Source organism: Nostoc sp. CENA543, from assembly GCF_002896875.1.
In the GTDB taxonomy this organism is placed as follows: domain Bacteria; phylum Cyanobacteriota; class Cyanobacteriia; order Cyanobacteriales; family Nostocaceae; genus Trichormus.
The window spans coordinates 6,782,501-6,802,987 of sequence record NZ_CP023278.1; the positions used below are offsets into that span (position 1 = coordinate 6,782,501).

At 40.2% G+C, this 20,487-nt stretch carries 16 protein-coding genes (1 of these 16 running past the window's edge); 12 read left to right on the forward strand and 4 right to left on the reverse strand.

Going from position 1 to position 20,487, the window contains the following annotated elements; all coding sequences use genetic code 11:
* Positions 1-939 carry the 5' portion of an alanine racemase gene (alr, locus tag CLI64_RS28475; RefSeq protein WP_103140344.1) on the reverse strand. The gene continues 249 nt to the left of window position 1, outside the view, so 939 of the gene's 1,188 nt are visible here — the first part of the coding sequence; it begins with the start codon at positions 937-939; its stop codon lies off the left edge, out of view.
* 531 nt (positions 940-1,470) lie between these two features.
* Between alr and CLI64_RS28480 the strand changes: the two genes are divergently transcribed.
* The 12 genes from CLI64_RS28480 (at position 1,471) to CLI64_RS28535 (ending at position 14,188) form a co-directional block, all read left to right on the forward strand.
* The gene (locus CLI64_RS28480) at positions 1,471-1,968 is read left to right on the forward strand and encodes an HNH endonuclease (protein WP_103140345.1); all 498 of its coding nucleotides are present in this window, start codon (positions 1,471-1,473) and stop codon (positions 1,966-1,968) included.
* 704 nt (positions 1,969-2,672) lie between these two features.
* Positions 2,673-3,959, forward strand: a complete 1,287-nt coding sequence (locus CLI64_RS28485; RefSeq protein ID WP_103140346.1) for a bifunctional oligoribonuclease/PAP phosphatase NrnA — start codon at positions 2,673-2,675, stop codon at positions 3,957-3,959.
* Positions 3,960-4,181: 222 nt separating this feature from the next.
* Positions 4,182-4,676 carry a phosphohistidine phosphatase SixA gene (sixA, locus tag CLI64_RS28490; RefSeq protein WP_103140918.1) on the forward strand — a complete coding sequence of 165 codons (495 nt, stop codon included), beginning with the start codon at positions 4,182-4,184 and terminating at the stop codon, positions 4,674-4,676.
* Between the two features lie 112 nt (positions 4,677-4,788).
* Positions 4,789-5,925, forward strand: a complete 1,137-nt coding sequence (locus tag CLI64_RS28495) for a citrate synthase (protein ID WP_103140347.1) — start codon at positions 4,789-4,791, stop codon at positions 5,923-5,925.
* 462 nt (positions 5,926-6,387) lie between these two features.
* Complete coding sequence (gene nuoH, locus CLI64_RS28500) at positions 6,388-7,506, forward strand: NADH-quinone oxidoreductase subunit NuoH (protein WP_103140348.1); 1,119 nt, start codon at positions 6,388-6,390, stop codon at positions 7,504-7,506.
* Positions 7,507-7,586: 80 nt separating this feature from the next.
* Entirely contained in the window at positions 7,587-8,171 is a 585-nt protein-coding gene (ndhI, locus tag CLI64_RS28505; RefSeq protein WP_103140349.1) for an NAD(P)H-quinone oxidoreductase subunit I, read from the forward strand.
* A gap of 107 nt (positions 8,172-8,278) precedes the next feature.
* Positions 8,279-8,887, forward strand: a complete 609-nt coding sequence (locus tag CLI64_RS28510; protein ID WP_103140350.1) for an NADH-quinone oxidoreductase subunit J — start codon at positions 8,279-8,281, stop codon at positions 8,885-8,887.
* 37 nt (positions 8,888-8,924) lie between these two features.
* Entirely contained in the window at positions 8,925-9,230 is a 306-nt protein-coding gene (nuoK, locus tag CLI64_RS28515) for an NADH-quinone oxidoreductase subunit NuoK (protein WP_006199065.1), read from the forward strand.
* 6 nt (positions 9,231-9,236) lie between these two features.
* On the forward strand, positions 9,237-10,157 hold the full coding sequence (locus tag CLI64_RS28520; RefSeq protein WP_103140919.1) for an NAD(+) kinase: 921 nt from the start codon (positions 9,237-9,239) through the stop codon (positions 10,155-10,157).
* A 462-nt stretch (positions 10,158-10,619) separates the two neighbouring features.
* Positions 10,620-11,411, forward strand: a complete 792-nt coding sequence (locus CLI64_RS28525) for a GNAT family N-acetyltransferase (protein ID WP_103140351.1) — start codon at positions 10,620-10,622, stop codon at positions 11,409-11,411.
* 56 nt (positions 11,412-11,467) lie between these two features.
* Entirely contained in the window at positions 11,468-13,015 is a 1,548-nt protein-coding gene (locus CLI64_RS28530; RefSeq protein WP_103140352.1) for a hypothetical protein, read from the forward strand.
* A 147-nt stretch (positions 13,016-13,162) separates the two neighbouring features.
* On the forward strand, positions 13,163-14,188 hold the full coding sequence (locus CLI64_RS28535; protein ID WP_103140353.1) for a 2-hydroxyacid dehydrogenase: 1,026 nt from the start codon (positions 13,163-13,165) through the stop codon (positions 14,186-14,188).
* 139 nt (positions 14,189-14,327) lie between these two features.
* Here CLI64_RS28535 and CLI64_RS28540 read toward each other — a convergent pair whose 3' ends face one another.
* The 3 genes from CLI64_RS28540 to CLI64_RS28550 form a co-directional block, all read right to left on the reverse strand.
* Entirely contained in the window at positions 14,328-16,502 is a 2,175-nt protein-coding gene (locus CLI64_RS28540; RefSeq protein ID WP_103140354.1) for a polysaccharide biosynthesis tyrosine autokinase, read from the reverse strand.
* Positions 16,503-17,391: 889 nt separating this feature from the next.
* Complete coding sequence (locus CLI64_RS28545; protein ID WP_103140355.1) at positions 17,392-18,882, reverse strand: glycosyl hydrolase family 57; 1,491 nt, start codon at positions 18,880-18,882, stop codon at positions 17,392-17,394.
* A 120-nt stretch (positions 18,883-19,002) separates the two neighbouring features.
* A complete protein-coding gene (locus tag CLI64_RS28550; RefSeq protein ID WP_103140356.1) occupies positions 19,003-19,875 on the reverse strand; it encodes an SDR family oxidoreductase in 873 nt (290 codons plus the stop codon).
* Positions 19,876-20,487: the final 612 nt, after the last annotated feature.

A 20,487-nucleotide genomic window follows, 5' to 3' on the forward strand; every position in this document is an offset into this window, starting at 1 on the left:
ATTACGTGGTACACCGTCTGCGTAACCAATACCAACAACGGCCAGACGCATTTCACTAGGAGCAATAAATTGATGACCGTAGCTGACACCTGTACCAGCAGCAATGGTTTTAATATGAGTAATTCTGGCTTTGAGTTGGAGGACAGGCTTGAGGTTGATAGTATGTTGTAAATGTGGGGCTGGGTATAGTCCATATACAGCCAGACCAGCGCGCACTAAGTCGTAGTGTAATGTTGAGTCTGCAAGGATAGCAGCTGAGTTAGCTAAGTGCAAGCTAGGAATTTTGATACCTAAAGCTTGGATCTGAGCGATCGCTTCTTCAAATCTTTGATGCTGCTGGTGCATAATTGCTCTATCTGGGCTGTCTGCTGTCGCTAAGTGGGAGTAAATACTGGCTATTTCAAGATGAGGTAGCCGATCCACTAATTGGACAAATTCTCCAGCTTTTTGCCAGTCAGTACCTAGCCTAGACATTCCTGTATCTAATTTAATATGCACAGGAATGGGCGAACCATATTGAATATTTTCTAAAGTGTTAGAGACTATTAAAGCTTGTTTGGGACTGCCGATTGTTGGTTGGAGTTGCCAATGAGCGATCGCATGAATTTGTTCTGGAGTGTGGGTTGCACCTAAAATCAATATCGGGGCTTTAATACCACCTTCTCTGAGTTGAATCCCTTCAGGAACGGTAGCAACTCCCAACCAGGTTGCACCTGCTTGTAATGCTATTTGAGCAACTGTAACTGCACCATGACCATAAGCATCGGCTTTGACCACAGCCATCAATTGAGTATGTGGTGATAAGATTTGCTTAATTTGTTGTACGTTGTGAGTTAAAGCTCCTAGGTCTATTTCCACCCACGCGCGCTGGGAAAACCAAGCATAGGTGTCACACTGTTGATGAGCAGCCATGCTTGCTGCTTGTTTGCGACTGAACATTTCTCCTCCCTCTCTCTCACCACTCTTGAGGTTCTTAGTTTTGTTACTAATTTTTATATTCAATTGCGTTAGATAGATCAAATTTAGTCAACAAGTTTAACCTTTATTACGGAATCAAGAGAAATATGGCTGGTTTAGTCATGAAAAATTTTCTCCTCCTGTGGAAAGGTGATGATTTACTTTACGCCATTCATAGATTTGGTGGCGGTAGTCACATCACATAGTAGTTACTGCTGAGAATCTCTTGGGTAGTGAGCAAATTTAGGTCAGTCGGCAATTTATAGATGAACTCCCAAAAGTAGATTTATTAATTTATATTTACTACTGGATATGAGATTAAAGGAGAATAAAGCCTTTCTTGATGATGCTGAAAGCATTATGGAAAGGGTAGTTTGGCTGATCATGTCAGCAATTATCTTCTTCTATCTGTATATTTTCCGAAATTATGGAGGAAGTATAATTTATTCTCATCTCCCAATGAGCGGAGATTCGTGTTAATATATGTAAAACTAATACCTTGAGCGTCAATCAATGGGGAAGGTTTTAGTCCTAAATGCCTCTTACGAACCGCTCAATATAACGAGCTGGCGTCGTGCTACGGTTCTGTTGATCAAGGGCAAAGCAGAACGTGTTGAACACAACGGTAGGTTTCTCTATACAGATTTCCCTCTACCCACCGTAATTAGGTTGCGCCATTATGTGCGTGTTCCCTACAAGGAAATACCTCTTACTCGCCGGAATATACTGCACCGCGATGGACATACTTGTCAATACTGCGGTTATACAGGCGATGAACTGACTTTAGACCATGTGATACCGCGATCGCGTGGTGGGGGCGATACCTGGGAAAACATTGTCACAGCTTGCGTTCGTTGTAACGTCAAGAAGGGTAGTAGAACACCCCAAGAAGCACATATGCTTTTGCGTCACCAGCCTCGCCAACCTTACAGCAGCCTCTACTTTGAGGTGAGCAAGCATTTGAAGAGTGGACTGCATCAAGAGTGGCAAAAATATGTTATAGGACTCTAGTGTGAACATAAACCTGACAACTCCTAGTACCCGGTAGCTGTGTCACTATATCCGGGTGCTACGTCCGCGCGGATTTCGTTGGGTGTGAGTTTTAGTGATTTTATTAAAAATTTTCTTGGACGCAAACGTAGCATAAACATTAGGTCAATCTGCCAGCAACCAATTATAACTCATAAACTCCTAATAAAAACTAAACTTCTCAAAAATATTTGTGGCATCTGAATCTAGAGTTGCTGGTGGTTCCCAAAATCATTCGTCTGACCGTGAGAGAAAGGTTATAATGGGGACTGTACCTGGGAGCGATCGGGCACCAAGGTATTTTTAATTAAACTAAAATCTACTTGGTCTCAGAAATATTAGTAATTTTAATTTTGAAGACAAACAGTCTCATAACCCGTTTTATCAAAGTTAACGACTCTACATACTCCACCTGTTTATTCAACTACATAGCCAATCCACGGATTATTCATCATGGTAGATGCGCTTGACTAGACCAGAATGATTTATTTTCAGCCTTGATATGCCTTCTGGTAAAATTGAGCAAATTGGTGAACTATCTGCTTGACAAAAAATATACCGAGATATACATCCCTATCTGCTCAGATTTTTGCGAAGATCAGGATGTGAGGTTGGAGCAGTCAAGTGCTGATCGTAGTGACTCTAAACAAAATTAATAGAGCCTCACACTTAGAACAAATCATACTATGCAATTGAATTCTTCTTTTATTAAGCAGTCTGATAGTTTTTCATTGACTACGGAGTCCAATCCGGAGGAACCAGACGTAGACAAAGAAACAGAAATCTCGCTGACTAAACCTATATTGTCAACATCTACACCTGAAGCGGTAGGGATATATGTAGGACAACGTAGCAATTCGCTAGCATTCCAAAAATCAGAAGAATTGCAAAAGACCTTATTATCGCACCGACATGAGCGTCAGTTGATCATTTTGCAAGATTTTCCAGATCCTGATGCCCTTTCTTGTGCTTGGACTTACCAGCTAATTGCCCAGCAATACGATATCAAGTGTGAAATTATTTATGCTGGGACATTAAGTCATCAAGAAAATATTGCTTTAGTGAAGCTTACAGGCTTACCTGCACAACGCTGGACACCACAAACTATCAAAACGAAAGATTTATCTTGTTATCAAGGGTTAGTTTTAATTGATAACCAAGGAACCACCAGTCAACTACTGACATCTGTAGAGCAAGCAGGCATACCGATAGTAGCAGTAATCGACCATCACAGCTTACAAGCCGAACTCAAATCAGAGTTTGTGGATGTGCGTCCTTATGTACGCGCCACAGCCACAATTTTTACACAGTATCTGCAATCTGGGTTATTAGCTTTAGATAGTAGCATTAGTCAACACGTCAAATGCGCTACGGCTTTGATGCACGGTTTACGCTCAGACACGAATCGCCTGATGCAAGCCCAAGAAGAAGACTTTATGGCAGCAGCTTATCTGAGCCGATTTTATGATGCCCAACTGCTGAATGCAATTCTTCAGGCTAACCGTTCTAAGCGGGTGATGGATGTGATTGAGCGATCGCTGAAAAATCGGATCGTCCAAAATAACTTTTCCATTGCTGGTGTTGGTTACTTACGCTATGATGACCGCGACGCTATCCCCCAAGCCGCAGATTTTCTAGTCACAGAAGAAAACGTGCATACTGCTGTAGTTTATGGCATTGTTCACGATGAAGATGATGAACTAGAAGTAGTGATTGGTTCACTGAGAACCACCAAACTCACCCTTGATCCTGATGAATTTATTAAAGAAGCCTTTGGACAAGATAGCACCGGACGATTTTTTGGTGGTGGAAGAACGGGTGCTGGTGGCTTTGAAATTCCGATGGGTTTCTTATCTGGAGGAAATGAAAACTCTGCTTATGCCAGAATGAAGTGGGAAGTATTCGATGCACAAATTAAGCAGAAATTACTGAAATTGGTGAACCCTAAAGATAACCCAATTCAATCAGAGTGAGCTTTTATTCCATTAATAGAGATTGAGGGCTAATATCTTTCAAAACTTAAAGTAGTCCTCAGCTAGTCAAGCCTCAGAATTAATTCTGAGGCTTGTTGTTCTTTACTGCATTTATAGCGTGATCGCTAATTCCGATAATGTACTTAAGAGAGCGATTGCGATCGCCAATATCTGGCTGACATATTTCAAAATAAAATATGTTAATTCAGGTTGGGTGTCACTGTGGAAGTTTATCTGATTCGTCATGGCATAGCCGAAGAACAACAGGCGGGAATTAAAGACGAAGAACGCCAACTGACCAAAGAAGGAAGGCAAAAAACGGAGAAGGTCGCCCAGCGATTAGTAAAACTGGGTTTGCAGTTTGATTTGATAGTGACTAGTCCTTTAGTACGTGCTAGACAAACCGCCGAAATTCTCCTAGAAGTAGGATTGAGTTCTCAGATGGAGGAATCAAACCATCTAGCTCCCAATGGTCATATTTCCAGTTGGTTAGATTACTGGTTGCAACCCAAAAACTTTGCCCCAAACACCCAATTAGCCGTAGTAGGACATGAACCTTGTTTGAGTAATTGGGCAGAAATTCTGCTATGGGGGGAAGTCAAAGGCGGCTTAGTCCTCAAAAAAGCAGGTATGATCGGAGTAAAACTGCCAGAAAGTGGGGAACCTGTGGGTAGAAGTCAGATGTTTTGGTTGACACCTCCCAGGTACTTGCTATAACAGTTTGGCAATAATTTGTTAAAGAATTGTTGTTAGCTAGGTTACTGTTATGGCAACCATCATTTCTGGTAAGTTAGCGTGTCGGATATTTCATTAAGCAAATGGTGTTGCCATGATGGTGTGCGAATACAAGCCTGGTTTAGAAGGCATTCCCGCCGCCCAATCGAGTATCAGTTATGTAGATGGGCAGAAGGGAATACTTGAGTATCGTGGCATTCGGATTGAGGAACTAGCAGCCAAAAGTACATTCTTGGAAACTGCTTACCTTCTAATCTGGGGAAAATTACCCACGAAAGATGAATTACAAGCATTTGAGGAAGAAGTTCGCCTCCACAGGCGAATCAAGTACCGCATTCGGGATATGATGAAATGTTTTCCCGAAAGCGGTCATCCGATGGATGCGCTGCAAGCCTCTGCGGCGGCTTTAGGCTTGTTCTACTCGCTACGGGATTTACATAATCCTGCCTATATTCGGGATTCTGTGGTGCGCCTCATCGCGACAATTCCCACAATGGTGGCAGCATTTCAGTTGATGCGGAAAGGTAATGACCCCGTTAAACCCCGCGATGACTTAGATTATTCTGCCAATTTTCTCTACATGCTCAACGAGAAAGAACCGGATGAATTAGCGGCGAAAATTTTTGATGTCTGCTTGATTCTCCATGTTGAGCATACGATGAATGCTTCTACCTTTAGTGCTAGGGTGACAGCTTCCACTTTAACCGACCCTTATGCGGTGGTTGCTAGTGCTGTAGGAACTTTAGGCGGCCCGCTTCATGGTGGTGCTAACGAAGAAGTCATCCAAATGTTGGAAGAAATTGGCTCTGTGGAGAATGTCCGCCCTTATGTTGAGGAACGGCTACAAAATAAACAGAAGCTCATGGGCTTTGGTCATCGCGTCTACAAAGTGAAAGACCCCAGAGCCATTATTCTGCAAGACTTAGCCGAGCAATTATTTGCTAAGTTTGGCGCAGATAAATACTACGACATTGCCCAAGAAATGGAACGGGTGGTGGAAGAGAAATTGGGTCACAAAGGGATTTATCCTAATGTTGACTTTTACTCTGGTTTGGTGTATAGAAAGATGGGAATTCCCACAGATTTGTTTACACCAATATTTGCGATCGCTCGTGTAGCTGGTTGGCTAGCGCACTGGAAAGAACAGCTAGCAGAAAACCGGATTTTCCGTCCTACTCAGGTGTATAACGGTCATCACGATATGCCTTACACACCCCTCGACCAACGCTAAAGATGCAGAGGGGCTTCAGGAGCAGGGCGCAGGGGGAGAATTACTGAGCGACTTTGCCACACTTCTGTATGAAGGCACTTAGGACAATTAATTCCATTGTCAATCACTTCACTACACTCTCAGTGACAATGGAGAACTGTTGCCAAAAGGAAGGGGCAGTAAGTCCAAAGGTAAAAGGTAAAAGGCAAAAGAAAAAAATCTTTTACCTTTTTACTTTTTACTTTTGCCTTTTTCTACGCTCTATTCTCTAAGACATAGCGAATCTCAATCCTAGCTATAAGTAGAAGTTCTTGTGTAGCTACAGAAGCCAAAAACCATCGGGCGATATACTAGGCATGGGTATTGGCAAAAAATATTAACTCAGGTGTCATCTCAATAGAGAGATAAATGGGTGTTATTTCAATCATTAGTTTAACTAATGATTGTGCAGCACCATGACTTGATGACTTAAAGAGCAGAAACATGAATTCAGGAATTGACCTCCAAGGAACTTTTATTAAATCCTTGATGGATTTAGGACTCCCACAGGGGGCAGCTAAAGCAATTTGGATGCCTCTGCCCATGATCCTGATGCTCATTGGGGCAACAGTGGGTGTACTTGTTTGTGTTTGGTTAGAACGGAAGATTTCCGCCGCCGCACAACAGCGAATTGGCCCCGAATATATCGGGCCTTTGGGCTTATTAGCTCCCGTCGCCGACGGTTTGAAGCTGGTATTTAAAGAAGATATCGTACCGGCACAAGCTGACCCTTGGTTATTTACCCTCGGCCCCATTCTCGTTGTGTTGCCAGTGTTTCTGTCTTATTTAATTGTTCCGTTTGGACAGAATATTGTCATCACTAATATTGGGACAGGGATATTCCTGTGGATTGCTTTATCAAGCATCCAACCGATTGGGTTATTGATGGCTGGTTACGCCTCCAACAATAAATACTCCCTATTGGGTGGCTTGAGAGCAGCAGCGCAATCAATTAGTTATGAAATTCCCTTGGCGTTGAGTGTGTTAGCGATCGTGATGATGTCTAACAGCCTCAGCACCGTGGATATCGTCAACCAACAGTCCGGCTACGGTCTTTTGGGTTGGAACATTTGGCGACAACCTTTGGGCTTTCTCATTTTCTGGATTGCGGCTTTAGCTGAATGCGAACGCTTACCCTTTGACTTGCCAGAAGCTGAAGAAGAACTAGTTGCAGGTTATCAAACTGAATACTCTGGGATGAAATTTGCCCTGTTTTATCTCAGTTCCTACGTCAACCTAGTGCTTTCTGCATTATTGGTGGCAGTTTTGTACTTGGGTGGTTGGGATTCTCCCATTCCTATCAATGTTTTAGCAGGCTGGTTAGGAATTACTGAAGTCAATCCCATACTTGAAGTAGTTAACGCTGCTTTGGGTATCATCATGACTCTAATCAAAGCTTACTTCCTCATCTTCATTGCCATTCTCTTACGCTGGACAGTACCACGGGTACGGATTGACCAGTTGCTAGATTTGGGATGGAAATTTTTATTACCAGTGGGACTAGTAAATCTATTAGTAACCGCAGCCTTGAAACTGGCCTTTCCCGTCGCCTTCGGTGGTTAGTCCAATTTGAGATTTGAGATTTTAGATTTATGCCAAAATCTAAAATCCAAAATCCAAAATTCCCAAGAGAGAGAGACAAAATGCTAAAGTTCCTCAAACAAGTTGTTGATTACGGCAAAGAAGCGATACAAGCTGGCCGTTACATCGGTCAAGGCTTATCCGTCACCTTCGACCATATGCGCCGCCGTCCGGTCACTGTACAGTACCCTTACGAAAAACTCATCCCTGGTGAAAGATTTCGTGGTCGGATTCACTATGAATTTGATAAGTGTATCGCCTGTGAAGTATGTGTGCGCGTTTGCCCCATTAATTTACCTGTAGTTGACTGGGAATTTGACAAAGCTACCAAAAAGAAAAAGCTTAAGCACTACAGTATTGACTTCGGGGTTTGTATTTTCTGCGGTAACTGCGTGGAGTATTGTCCCACAAACTGTCTCTCCATGACAGAAGAGTACGAGCTAGCCGCCTACGATCGCCATGAACTCAACTATGATAATGTGGCCTTAGGTCGTCTGCCCTACAAAGTTACAAATGACCCAATGGTCACACCATTACGCGAATTGGTTTACCTACCTAAAGGCGTTCTTGACCCCCACGATCTACCCGCCGATGCACCCCGCGCTGGCGCACGTCCAGAAGACCTAGTAGAACAAGTGGAAAAATGAGATTAGTTCAGAGTCAACAGTCAAAAGTCCATAGTGTTTTACCTATTGACTGTTGACTGTTGACTATTGACTATTGACTATTGACTATTAACTGAGGACAAAAAACAGTGAATCTAGCGGAAGGAGTACAACTTGTTACCTTCGGCATACTGGCCGTAATGATGATTGGAACAGCCCTTGGTGTGGTGCTAGCATCCAGCATTGTTTATTCTGCCTTTATGTTGGGAGGAGTGTTTATCAGCATCGCGGGTTTGTACCTGTTGTTGAATGGTGATTTTGTCGCCGCCGCCCAAGTGCTGATCTACGTGGGAGCAGTCAACGTGCTGATTTTGTTTGCCATTATGTTGGTGAACAAACGCCAGAATTTTACCCCCTTCCCCAGTGCTGGCGTAAGAAAAATCCTGACTGCGATCGTTGCTGTCGGTTTGTTCGCGCTATTAAGCACAATGGTATTAGCTACACCTTGGGCTTACTCCACTACTCCAGCAACCGGAGAAAGCACTATTGTGTTAATTGGTGAGCATTTCTTCTCTGACTTTTTATTACCTTTTGAATTGGCTTCGGTATTGCTATTAATGGCAATGGTAGGAGCGATTATTTTGGCGCGTCGTGAGTATTTGCCAGAAGTCACCCCTTCAGAATTGCCTCAAACAGTGTTGACTTTACCAGAACGTCCCAGAGAACTTGTCGGGGCTGGTAGCGATACTCAAGAATAAATACAAGCCAGATTGTTCAAAAGGGATACGAGAACCGATGCAACTCCAATATTTTTTGTTACTTGCAGCCGCTTTATTCTGCATTGGCATTTATGGCTTAATTACCAGCCGTAACGCCGTCAGAGTATTAATGTCTATCGAATTACTGCTGAATGCTGTTAATTTGAATTTAATGGCATTTTCCAACTTTCTTGACTCAACATTAATTAAGGGTCAAGTATTCACAGTGTTTGTGATTACTGTGGCCGCTGCTGAAGCGGCGGTAGGTTTAGCGATCGTGCTTGCCATTTATCGTAACCGTGATACCGTCGATATGGAGCAGTTTAATCTCCTGAAGTGGTAATTGCGTGTGCAACTCAAGCAGATAATCATTGCTTATAAAGCGCGAGACTCCCAGAGCAAACGCTGGGCAGAAATTTGTGCTAAACAGCTAGAAAGTCGCAATTGTCAGGTCTTAATGGGGCCAAGCGGGCCAAAAGATAATCCTTATCCGGTATTTTTGGCTTCCGCAGGACAACCAATTGATCTGGCAATTGTCCTCGGTGGTGATGGCACAGTCCTTACTAGTGCCAGACATTTAGCACCGGCTGGTATCCCGATTTTGGGAGTTAATGTCGGTGGTCATTTAGGGTTTTTAACTGAGTCAGTAGAAGAATTTCAAGATACGGAAGCAGTTTGGGATCGGCTGTTTGAAGACAGGTATGCTATTCAACGGCGGATGATGTTACAAGCCGCAGTGTATGAAGGACATCGCACAAATTTAGAACCTGTAACGGAACGCTTTTTGGGGTTGAATGAATTTTGTGTTAAACCTGCTTCCGCCGATCGCATGATCACCTCTATCCTAGAAATGGAAATTGATGGGGAAGTGGTAGATCAATATGTGGGTGATGGGCTGATTGTTTCTACTCCCACAGGTTCTACCGGTTATACTGTCTCTGCTAATGGCCCAATTATGCACGATGGTATGGAAGCAATTACCATCACGCCTATTTGTCCGATGAGTCTTTCTAGTCGTCCTCTAGTTTTACCCGCAGGTTCTGTAGTGAGTATTTGGCCTTTAGGTGACTATGAGTTGACGACGAAATTATGGATGGACGGAGTCTTAGCAACCTCAATTTGGCCTGGACATCGTGTTGATATCCGTATGGCTGATTGTCTAGCTAAATTTGTTATTTTACGCGAGAACAACTCTTACTATCAGACGCTACGAGAGAAATTACTCTGGGCAGGTACTAGGGTTCGCTACACTAATAATCATCAAAATTGAGGATATCTGCCGAGTAATTTAACTACTAATCTCTGTTTTAATTTATCTTACCCCTAGTCATCAAACTGGGGGTTTTGTGCTTTAGTCATTAGTCATTAGTCATTGGTCAATAGTCAATAGTCAATAGTCAATAGTCAATAGTCATTAGTCATTAGTCATTAGTCATTAGTCATTAGTTTTTCTCCCCTTCTACCTTGTCTCCCTTGTCTCCCCAATTCCCAATCCCCAGTCCCCAGTCCCCAGTCCCCAGTCCCCAATCCCTAGTTATGTAAGCTTGATATTAGACCAATTCTGTATCCTATTGCCAGATTTTTTAGGAATTTAAGCTCATAATAAACCTAAGTTGAATTAAAACTGTCCAACAGGTGGCATACTACCTACTACAAATGAAACAGACGTATCAAATTCCCTTCAATTTCACTTGTTACCTGTCACCTGTCACCTTTGTTTTTTAAGAGACAGATGGAAATTTCATATAGATATATCGATTATCCACTTAGCAATCCTTCTGCTTTTAAAGACTTTCCTATCCTAGAAACCGATAAATACATACTAAAAATTGCTTTAACTCCTCAAGAATTAGAATCTATTTTTCGGTTGCGATTTGAAGTATTTAATTTAGAGTTAGGCTTAGGGTTTTCTAGTGCGCAATTAACACAGATGGATGAAGATCAATTTGATAGTATTTGTCATCATTTGATGTTGATTTGTAAAGCCACTGGTAAGACCATTGGTACTTATAGAATGCAAACTTATAAAATGGCATCTCAAGGGTTAGGATTTGATGCTGCTGATATTTTTAATCTTCAGACAATTCCCGACAGTGTATTACAAGCATCTGTAGAAATTGGACGGGCTTGCATAGCTAAAGAATATCGCAATATCCAAGCCCTTTTGTTACTTTGGGAAGGATTAGCTAAATATCTCATTTGGAGTGGTAGTGAATATTTTTTTGGATGCTCTTCATTACTTACACAATGCACCTGGGAAGCAGCTTGTGTTTATGATTATTTTCAAAAAAATGATTTGATGCACAAAACTATTTTAGTTTATCCTCACTCACAATATTACCTGAATTTACCCCAAATTCATAATCATAGATGCCATGTAGAAATCCCAAAAATTGTCCAGGCTTATTTGAGTATTGGTGCTAAAATATGTAGCCTGCCAGCACTTGACCATAATTTTAAAACTATTGATTTTCTAACTATATCTAGAATCCAAGATTTTACACACTTGCATTCATTGCCATAACATTCACTGTATACTGATACTGTTTGTAGATATGAATATCGAAAACAGTCATAAAAATGTCATCTAAAAAATTAATTAATCGTTTTACACAGTTATCTTCTGATTCTCCCTGGGTAATCATAATTATTTTTTCTGTGCTGGGTTTGGTAGGAATAATCAACCATGCAATGTGGAGAGATGAACTAAATCCTTGGTTAATTGTCAGAGATAGCGCATCCTTTGGGGAATTAATTAATAATATTCGCTATGAAGGTCATCCTGTTCTCTGGTACTTTTCTTTAGCCGTGATCAGAATGATTGCTGATACCCCTGTAATCATGCAGATTTTCCATTTAAGTATCACAATTTTAGCAATCATACTTTTTTGGTTATATAGTCCTTTTAATTATCTGCAAAAATTGATTTTTACATTTGGATATTTTCCTTTTTATGAGTATTTGCTAATTTCGAGAAATTATGCGTTCAGTTTGCTGTTTGTTTTTGCTTTCTGTGCTGTTTTTCCATCCAGAAAGAAGACTTATCTTTATTTAGCAATTTTATTAGGGTTACTGGCTAATAGTAGTGCTTATGCTCTATTAGTTGCGTTATCATTATCATTAACTTTGTTGGTAGAGTTTTGCTTTGATAGAGAACATCGTCAGCAATACATACACCAAAGTAAGAAATATGACTTATTTTTGAGCATTAGCATTATTATATTTGCTTTTATTTTATCCATTTTAACTATTACTCCGCCACCTGATAGTTATCTTCACGGAGGTTTAGATAATGGATGGTTATTGCAATTAGACTTGCGGCATTTTTTAAGAAGTATCAGCAGATTATTTGGTACTTATTTTCTGATTGTTCCCCACAAAAGATGGCTAGATTTAATAGTTTGTAGCTTGATTGTTATATTTATTTGTGTATTGACTGTAATAAGATTATCGAAAAAACCATTTTCTGTATTTTTATTTGTTACGGGTAATTTGATACTGTTAACATTTACTTACTTAAGATTTGCTGGACATACTAGACATTTTGGGCATTTTTGTTTGGTTTTAATAGCTGCGTTATGGCTGGGCAGATATTACTATGAATCTGATTTTATTATCAATAAATTTCGGATTACAGAAAAATTATTTATGTGGGGTCATAAGTGGCAAAATATAGCCTTAATGCTGATTTTGTATGCCCAACTGCTAGGAGGAATATATGGTTTTGCCAGAGATATAATTATACCTTTTTCTGCCAGCCGTGAGACTGCAAATTATATCAAAAAAGAAAATTTAAATGATGAATTTATTGTTGCTAGTCGGGATGCAAACATGGCTGCATTATCTGGGTATCTTAACCGTAAATTGTATTATCCTGAGTTAAAAGATTTAGGTAGTTACACATTATTTAAATCGGGACGTAAACCAGTTGAACAAGGAGAAGTATTAGAGCAGATTAATGAGTTATTGAAAAATCCAAATAACAAAAATAGAATTTTATTAATTTTAAATAAAAAGCTGGCTTTAAACCATGAAAATTTACAGATTGTCCCTATTCAAACTTTTAAAATATCATGGGTAGATAGTGAAAGATATTATCTTTATTGGGTGTCTAAAGTAAATAATTAACAGAAGCATTAATTTTTGCTGTAGTTGTAGCACTAGGGAAAAACAAGGACAAACCCCTATTTAGCTAGCGTCATGCACTTAATGGTGCTACAAAAGTGCAAGCTATCATGTATGGGAAACCATGCACCATATAAATTGAGGTTTTGCATGAAAGTAGCAGTCTTCAGCACCAAAGCCTATGATCGAAAGTTTTTAGAAGCTGTAAATTATCCCCAAAAACATGACTTGGTGTTTTTTGAACCTCGTCTTGGTCAAGATACCGCTATCCTCGCCGCCGGTTTTCCGGCGGTTTGTGTATTTGTCCATGACCAAGTTGATGCACCAACACTAGAAATTTTAGCCGCCAGAGGTACGCGCTTAATTGCGCTGCGTTGTGCTGGGTTTAACAATGTAGACTTAAAAGCTGCCGCTCAGTTAGGAATTAAGGTTGTGCGTGTTCCAGCCTATTCACCCTATGGTGTAGCAGAACACACTGCGGGATTGATTTTGAGCTTAAATCGCAAAATTCATCGTGCTTATAACCGTGTGAGAGAAGGTAATTTTTCTCTAGAAGGACTACTGGGATTTAACTTAAATGAACGCACCGTGGGCATTATTGGGACTGGTAAAATCGGTCTGATTTTAGGAAAAATCATGAGGGGGTTTGGTTGTCGCCTACTAGCTTATGATATGTATAAAAACTCTGAGTTAGAGGCATTGGGTGGAAAGTATGTAGAGTTGCCAGAATTATTTGCCAGTTCTGACATTATTTCTTTGCATTGTCCTTTAACACCAGAAACTCATCATCTCATTAATGCTGAGGCGATCGCACAAATGAAATCAGGTGTGATGTTAATTAACACCAGTCGCGGTGCGCTAATTAACACTCAAGCCGTAATTGAAGGACTCAAGACAGGTAAAATAGGTTCTCTGGGCGTAGATGTCTACGAACAGGAATCAGAATTATTTTTCGAGGATTTGTCTGATGAAATCATTCAAGATGATGTCTTTCAACGCCTAACGACATTTCCTAACGTACTAATTACCGGACACCAAGCATTTTTCACAGAGGAAGCCTTGCGTAATATTGCGGACACAACTCTAGCGAATATTACAGATGTTGAACAAGGCCTCACTTGTGCCAATGAACTACACACACCACCGGAAATAGGGAATAAGGTTTTGGTAAGTTAATCTTTGGGAATTGGGAATAGGGCATAGGGCAAGCAGGAAGTGTGGGAGGGGTGGGAGGTGTGGGAGGTGTGGGAAGAAATCTTTCCCCCCTCTCTCCCCACACTCCCCACACTTCCCCATCTTCCCAGTCCCCATTCCCCTAATTACTCGCTTCATTGGCGATAATGCCAACCAAATTTAAGCGATTTAAAATTTCCACTGCTTGAGTCACTTCGGTTTGAGTTACCCAACCTACACGCCCTACCATCATAATGCCGTTACACAAAGAGGCAACGATTCTGGCATCCACTGTACCTAAAATGGCTGGTGCATCGATTAATACTAAGTCATAACTTTGCTCGAATAACTCGATGAGTTCCTTCATGCGCTGAGAACTGAGCAATTTTACAGGATCTTCTGGCGGAGAACCAGCAGTCAAAATATCGATGGAGGGGTGAATAGGCTGAATATAGTCGTGGACATTTTCATTAGTCTCATCAACTAGCAAAAGAGATAGTCCCCATTCGTTGGGTAGTTGGAGAATTTTGTGGAGTTTAGGCGATCGCAAGTTAGCATCAATTAATAATACCCTTTGGTGCATATGTGCAGCACTCGCGGCTAAACCTAAAGCTAAAGTTGTGCGTCCCTCTCCTGGTAATGCAGAAGTTAACATCAAAGAATTAAAAGGAAAAGGATGCTTCAAGATTTGGGTATTTTGATACACCATATCTAGGGTTTCATGACAAGGTAGCCAAGAATTAGTTTCTACTAGAGGCGGTTTTGTGTTGCGTCGCCAGTTCCAAGCTAAACTCGGTAGTCGCTTTTCCATTGCATGGGATGCAAGTTTTGGTACAGAACCTAGTAGTCTCAGGTTGCTGACTCGTTGTAAATCTTGGGGTGAACTAATGACACGATGGCGCATTCCCCAAAGTAGTGCAATACCAACACCCAAAACAGGCCCCATCACCATACCCCCAAACACCAGCCACAGTTTGTCATAACTGTTATATGTTGCTAAAGTTGGTGTTTCTAAAAATTGCCAATCAAAGCCTGTTTGAGTGATTTTTAAGCCGACAAACTGTTGTGTTTGTAATAATTGTTCCAAAGCTTGACGTTGAGTTTCTACTTCTGGTAAGAGACGTTGGTATTCTGTAATTAAGCTGGGATATTTTTTTAACTCTGTACTAATTCGCTGTTCTGAGAAAACTAAATTTCTTTCCTGATTTTTTAATTTATCAGCAGTTGCTTTTAATTGATTTAACTCTTCTACTATCTGTCCTTGTGTTAATGCTACTGCCTTTGTACTATCGATTTTTAATTGCTTTTTCTCCTGTTGCAATAGTTGTAACTGATGCTGATATTGTTGTTTGAGGCTGACAATAATCGGCGAGTTATCTGTGTAACGTAACTGTTCCTGCGCTAATGCTTGTTCAGTTTTCTGCACTTCACTTAACAGCATTTGAAAACGAGTTGATTCACCCAAATTAGCATCAATTAGTGATTGTTGACTGGAAGCAGCTAGTATCTGTTCTAAATTTTGCTGACGTTCTTGGACATTTTGTAACTCTGTGCGAGTTGTTTGTAATTGTTTTTGAATATCTGTTAACGACTTCAATAGGATTTGACTTTGTAATTGGGGGTCTAATAAGTTGTGCTTTTTGCGGAAATTCTCTAAATTGCGTTCAGCTTGTCTAACCTGTTTTTGTAGTAGTGGTATACGGGTATTAACAAAAGCTAATCCTTTATTGAGACGTTCTTGCTGCTGTTCGAGATTATAATCTTGATAAACTTTTTGTAAAGCTAATAATACTTTTTGGGCTTTAATAGGATCACTATTCTGAAAAGAAACCTCAAATACTGGACTAACTAGCTGATTAACCCCTCTTTTCTTTTCTAATTGTGTAACTTGCAAAGGGGAGTTACGTCCATCATTTGATGTGCCTTTAATGTCATTTACAGTAATATTAGGATAAGTAGAACGGAGTAAAGTTACGGCTTTTTCTAGCAAGTTAGAACTCAGCATAAGATTTTTCTGAGCAGCGTAGTAATCAATCACCTGTGGCTGAGAATTCGCTTGCTGATTAACGCCATTATTGGGAATATTAGTTAATTCTACACCTTCATACACATTAGAATTTACTAAAATTTGCATATAGCTTTTGTAGTTAGTCTTAGTCATAACAGCCATGAGGCTAGTTACGGACATGACAATACAGGAGACTCCTAAGACTACAAACCGCCGCCGCAGTAAGATTTTAGATATATGTCTAAATCTGGCTTGTTTTTGGAATGAGTTAGTAACAAATTCCTCTTGATTTAAACTTACTTTAGACATTAGTAAAATCCTCAAGTGTTGTGAAAACTTGAACCGTTATTTTTTATGTATATGCAATTTTCCATACCAATTTTTAGGATATTGGCATGGAGAATATAGAGCCTAAAATAATCTGCTACTTGATGTCAATGTTCTGTGCAAGCCTTTAATGTATCCTTATTAAAGATGTACAAGTTATTTTTTAATTTCTCTGTAGTTGATATTTATAGCAGTATTTATAGTTATTAATGTTTCTCGTCAATTCTCAAACTAGTTAAATAATGATTGGATATCTAAAGGACTATGCAGAAATATGAAAATTAAATTCATTGGTAATGTTATTTGCAATACCAACAAAGATGAATCAGAGTTTACTATTAACCTCAAAAAGCCCAAATAACGGCTATTTCACCTGCATCTAGCTCTAGAAAAATAATCACTGTTAAATATATGGATGTTTTTGCATTCACAGTTTAGTGAATAAATATACTTTGTATACAAAATAAAATTATAAATAACCATTAATCCAATATAAATGTATAATATACTTCTATCTATTGGGTAAGTTCTGGCAAGAAATCAAAAGATTATTGACTTATTTATCGTTTAGTTAGCAGGAGAAAATTAAGCTTAGATAAAATTATCTACTAGTTTCCGGTTGTGTTTTCAAAATTGTTTATCACGGAAATAGTATTTAAGTATACCAAGTAGAACGACTTGAAAAAACCAAACTATGTGAAGTAATGTAAAAAGCTTGGTATCTAGTTCGTAGTAAGGACTTCAGTCCTTATTAGAGGACTAAAGTCCTCTCTTCGAGACGCTGCGCGAACACTACAAACCTTGAATTATCTACACCGTTCTACTTATTTCGGAGTGCGATCGCTATCTTTGGGTGGAATAAATTAAAAAATTACAGTGTGTTATTTAACGACATACCACGTTGATAGATTGCATAAGCATAATCTGTCCATGTACCTTGTCCCCAATAGCGGAAACAACTTGTTTGCAGTAACAAATTATGTAACAGTGCTTGGCGATATTCAGCTTTTTTAGTCACAGATATTTCTGAAGACACCCGCAATAATTGATCAAATTTTTGATGAAATACACTACTTAATTCATACATGGGAGATAACACATTTTCATAACCCTTTACCCAACTGATATGATTTGTCCAAGATGCCCCATCCATGTGAAAATTTGGGTTATTTTGCTTTAATTCTTGAATCGCATTTTCTACTGCTTCAGGCTGACTATTTTCGGGTTCTACTCTTTGCCATATTTGATATTGTCCTACTGGCTGACACATGGGGAAATCGGCAGATTTACAGCCAGCAGCCTCGATTAATTCTAAATATTCCGTACCACACACACCCACAACCCCAGATTTACCGCCACCGTGATTTACCATATCCCACCAAGCCTGTTTAAAAGCACTGGGAAATTCATTCATCATCACGCCACCATTTTCACCGTCACCAATTTGGCTGACTATAGGCGGTATAAATACATCACCTAATTTTTGTGGTGATAAGGTTTTGGCTTCATAATAAGGCTGCATTTGACCAACTAATTTTGTATCTGAACCTTGAGTTTTAATTAAGGCTGTAATACTAATAGTTTCTCCGTGAGAATTGCGCGCAACTAAACGATGTGGTAAATGTTTATGAGTGAGTGCATGACCATCAATTGTTTCTACGGAATGTTCCTGTACAAGTAACCAACGATAGCCACATTCTTTCAAAGCTTTGACAAATGCAAATAAAGTATCAGGATGGTTTGGTAAGTGCATTTCTGGCGGCGAAAATCCCTTAACTCGCGTTAATGCTTCCCAACCAAAAATTGCTGCAAAATGTTGTTGCCAAGCTAATATATGTAATTTAATATCGGGAATCGGGGTAGAGGGTACGACAGCATGACCCCACATTGTCCCTAACCATTCTACATAGGGTTGATAGGTTTCATCGCAGGTAATTCGCTGGAGATTATTGATAATATCATCGCGTCCCATTTGTCTGAGTCCCCACAGCAGATTCCCAGAATAATCCAGCATGACACGGGGATTGCAACCTTGATGGACAAGTTCAGGAATGAAATCCCCCATGCGGCTGTAGCAATAAGCAAAGGGTGCGGCGTTGTGGTTGTCGCCTTCATGGGGATTTTCAAACATATATTGCAGATTGCTAATGAGTTTACCATCATGCCCAGCCGGAATTGTGGGTTGGTGCATATGTAACGCGATCGCAAATACTGCATTGATATTCTCTAACTTCAGGTTGGTTTTTGGTAAAAACACAGGTGCATCATGGTTAGCCATACTCATCACCTCTTGTTCCCAACCGCAAATATTCGGTAAGCCATCAATGATTTCTGGTGGTAGGGTGTGAGGAAAATTCAGCATCACTGATAACTCCGAAATTAGAGAATATCTAATTATCTAACGAAGATGTAGAAGTCAGAAGTTAAGAAATCTCTTACACCCCACACCCTTACACCCCCACACCCCTAAACCCCCACACCCCTAAATCTTACGTGCAGAAACGAAAGCCAGCATATTTCTAGATAGCGATAAATCAGCAATACGCTGGATTTTCGCCCACCAGCTTGGTTTTTCTGATGTTTGCGCTGTTGGTGGTGCGGCTATTTTTAAAACAATTTCCAGTAACCAAGGTGCTAAACGTTGACACCAGACAGCCAGGTGACTTTGCCATCCTACTATGATTTCTGGGGAATCTTTTTCTAGTCCGGTGACTAGTGCTTTGGCGACTTGCTGGGGAGTCATGGGGATCACCCAGCGAAATAGTTGCAAGTCGCGCACCATGTCTGTGTCGGTGAGGGTGGGTAATAAGGCTTTGACTTGAATGTTGTATTCTGCTAGTTCTTGGCGCAAAGCTTGGGTAAAGCCTAAGATGGCAAATTTTGTGGCTGAATAGGTAGCCATCGTTGGTGCGGCGACTTTCCCCATTAAGCTGGAAACATTGATAATTGTCCCCTGTCTTTGACTAGCCATGCGTTTGGCGATGAGACTAGTGAGGGTATACATTCCCAACAAATTGACGGAGAGTTCTTCTTGTACCTGGGGGAGTTTGGAACGCAGGAAGGAATTTTGGTATGCAACCCCAGCACAGTTTACCAGCAGGTGAATTGGGCCGTAACTACGCCACAATTGCGCTATGGCGATATTTACTTCTGTGGCTTGGGTTAAATCAATCGCCAAAACTGTGGCTTGAACGCCCATCGCTTCGATTTCCTGAGCTAATTCTCTCAACTTTTGGCGATCGCGCGCCACTAAAATTAATCTTTGTATTCCTTGTGCTGCTAATTCTAATGCGATCGCTCTTCCAATACCACGGGAAGCTCCCGTCACTAGAGCTACTTTACCTTGAATCTTCATCGGTTTTCACCTCCAAATTCTGAGTCTTACCCCAGTTCTGCATTAATCAATCAGCGCAAATCTCAATCCCCAGGGAAGACAAATTATCAGTTGCATTTCTAGTAACAACAGCAATCAACCTCTAGCAACGACGTATTTTTGAGTTAATCTGCGTTGTTCATCACTTGAAGATTGCAGATTGCAAATCAATTGTTCCCACAATTGGCTAAACGGATACAGCTCATAGCTTTACCTCTCTTTAATTCGGAGCTTTCATCAGCATCGTTGCTGATACACACGTTAGCAATTAAATCAATGACTTGCAATATTTTTTAATAAGTATTTCTTAATACTTGTTTACAATGTATATATAAACTACTCAAAATTCAATAAGTTTTTATAAATACTATTTCAGAAATATTGTGATCCCCTGACAATAAATTCAACGAATCAGAAATACACAAGATTGTCATACAAAAAACAAAAAAAAGACATATATTTTAGGAACAAAATTTCTCCGATTGTCGTCAGCAATTTTACTGAATTTGGTCAATAGTCAATAGTCATTAGTCAATAGTCAATAGTCATTAGTCATTAGTCATTAGTCATTAGTCAATAGTCATTAGTCATTAG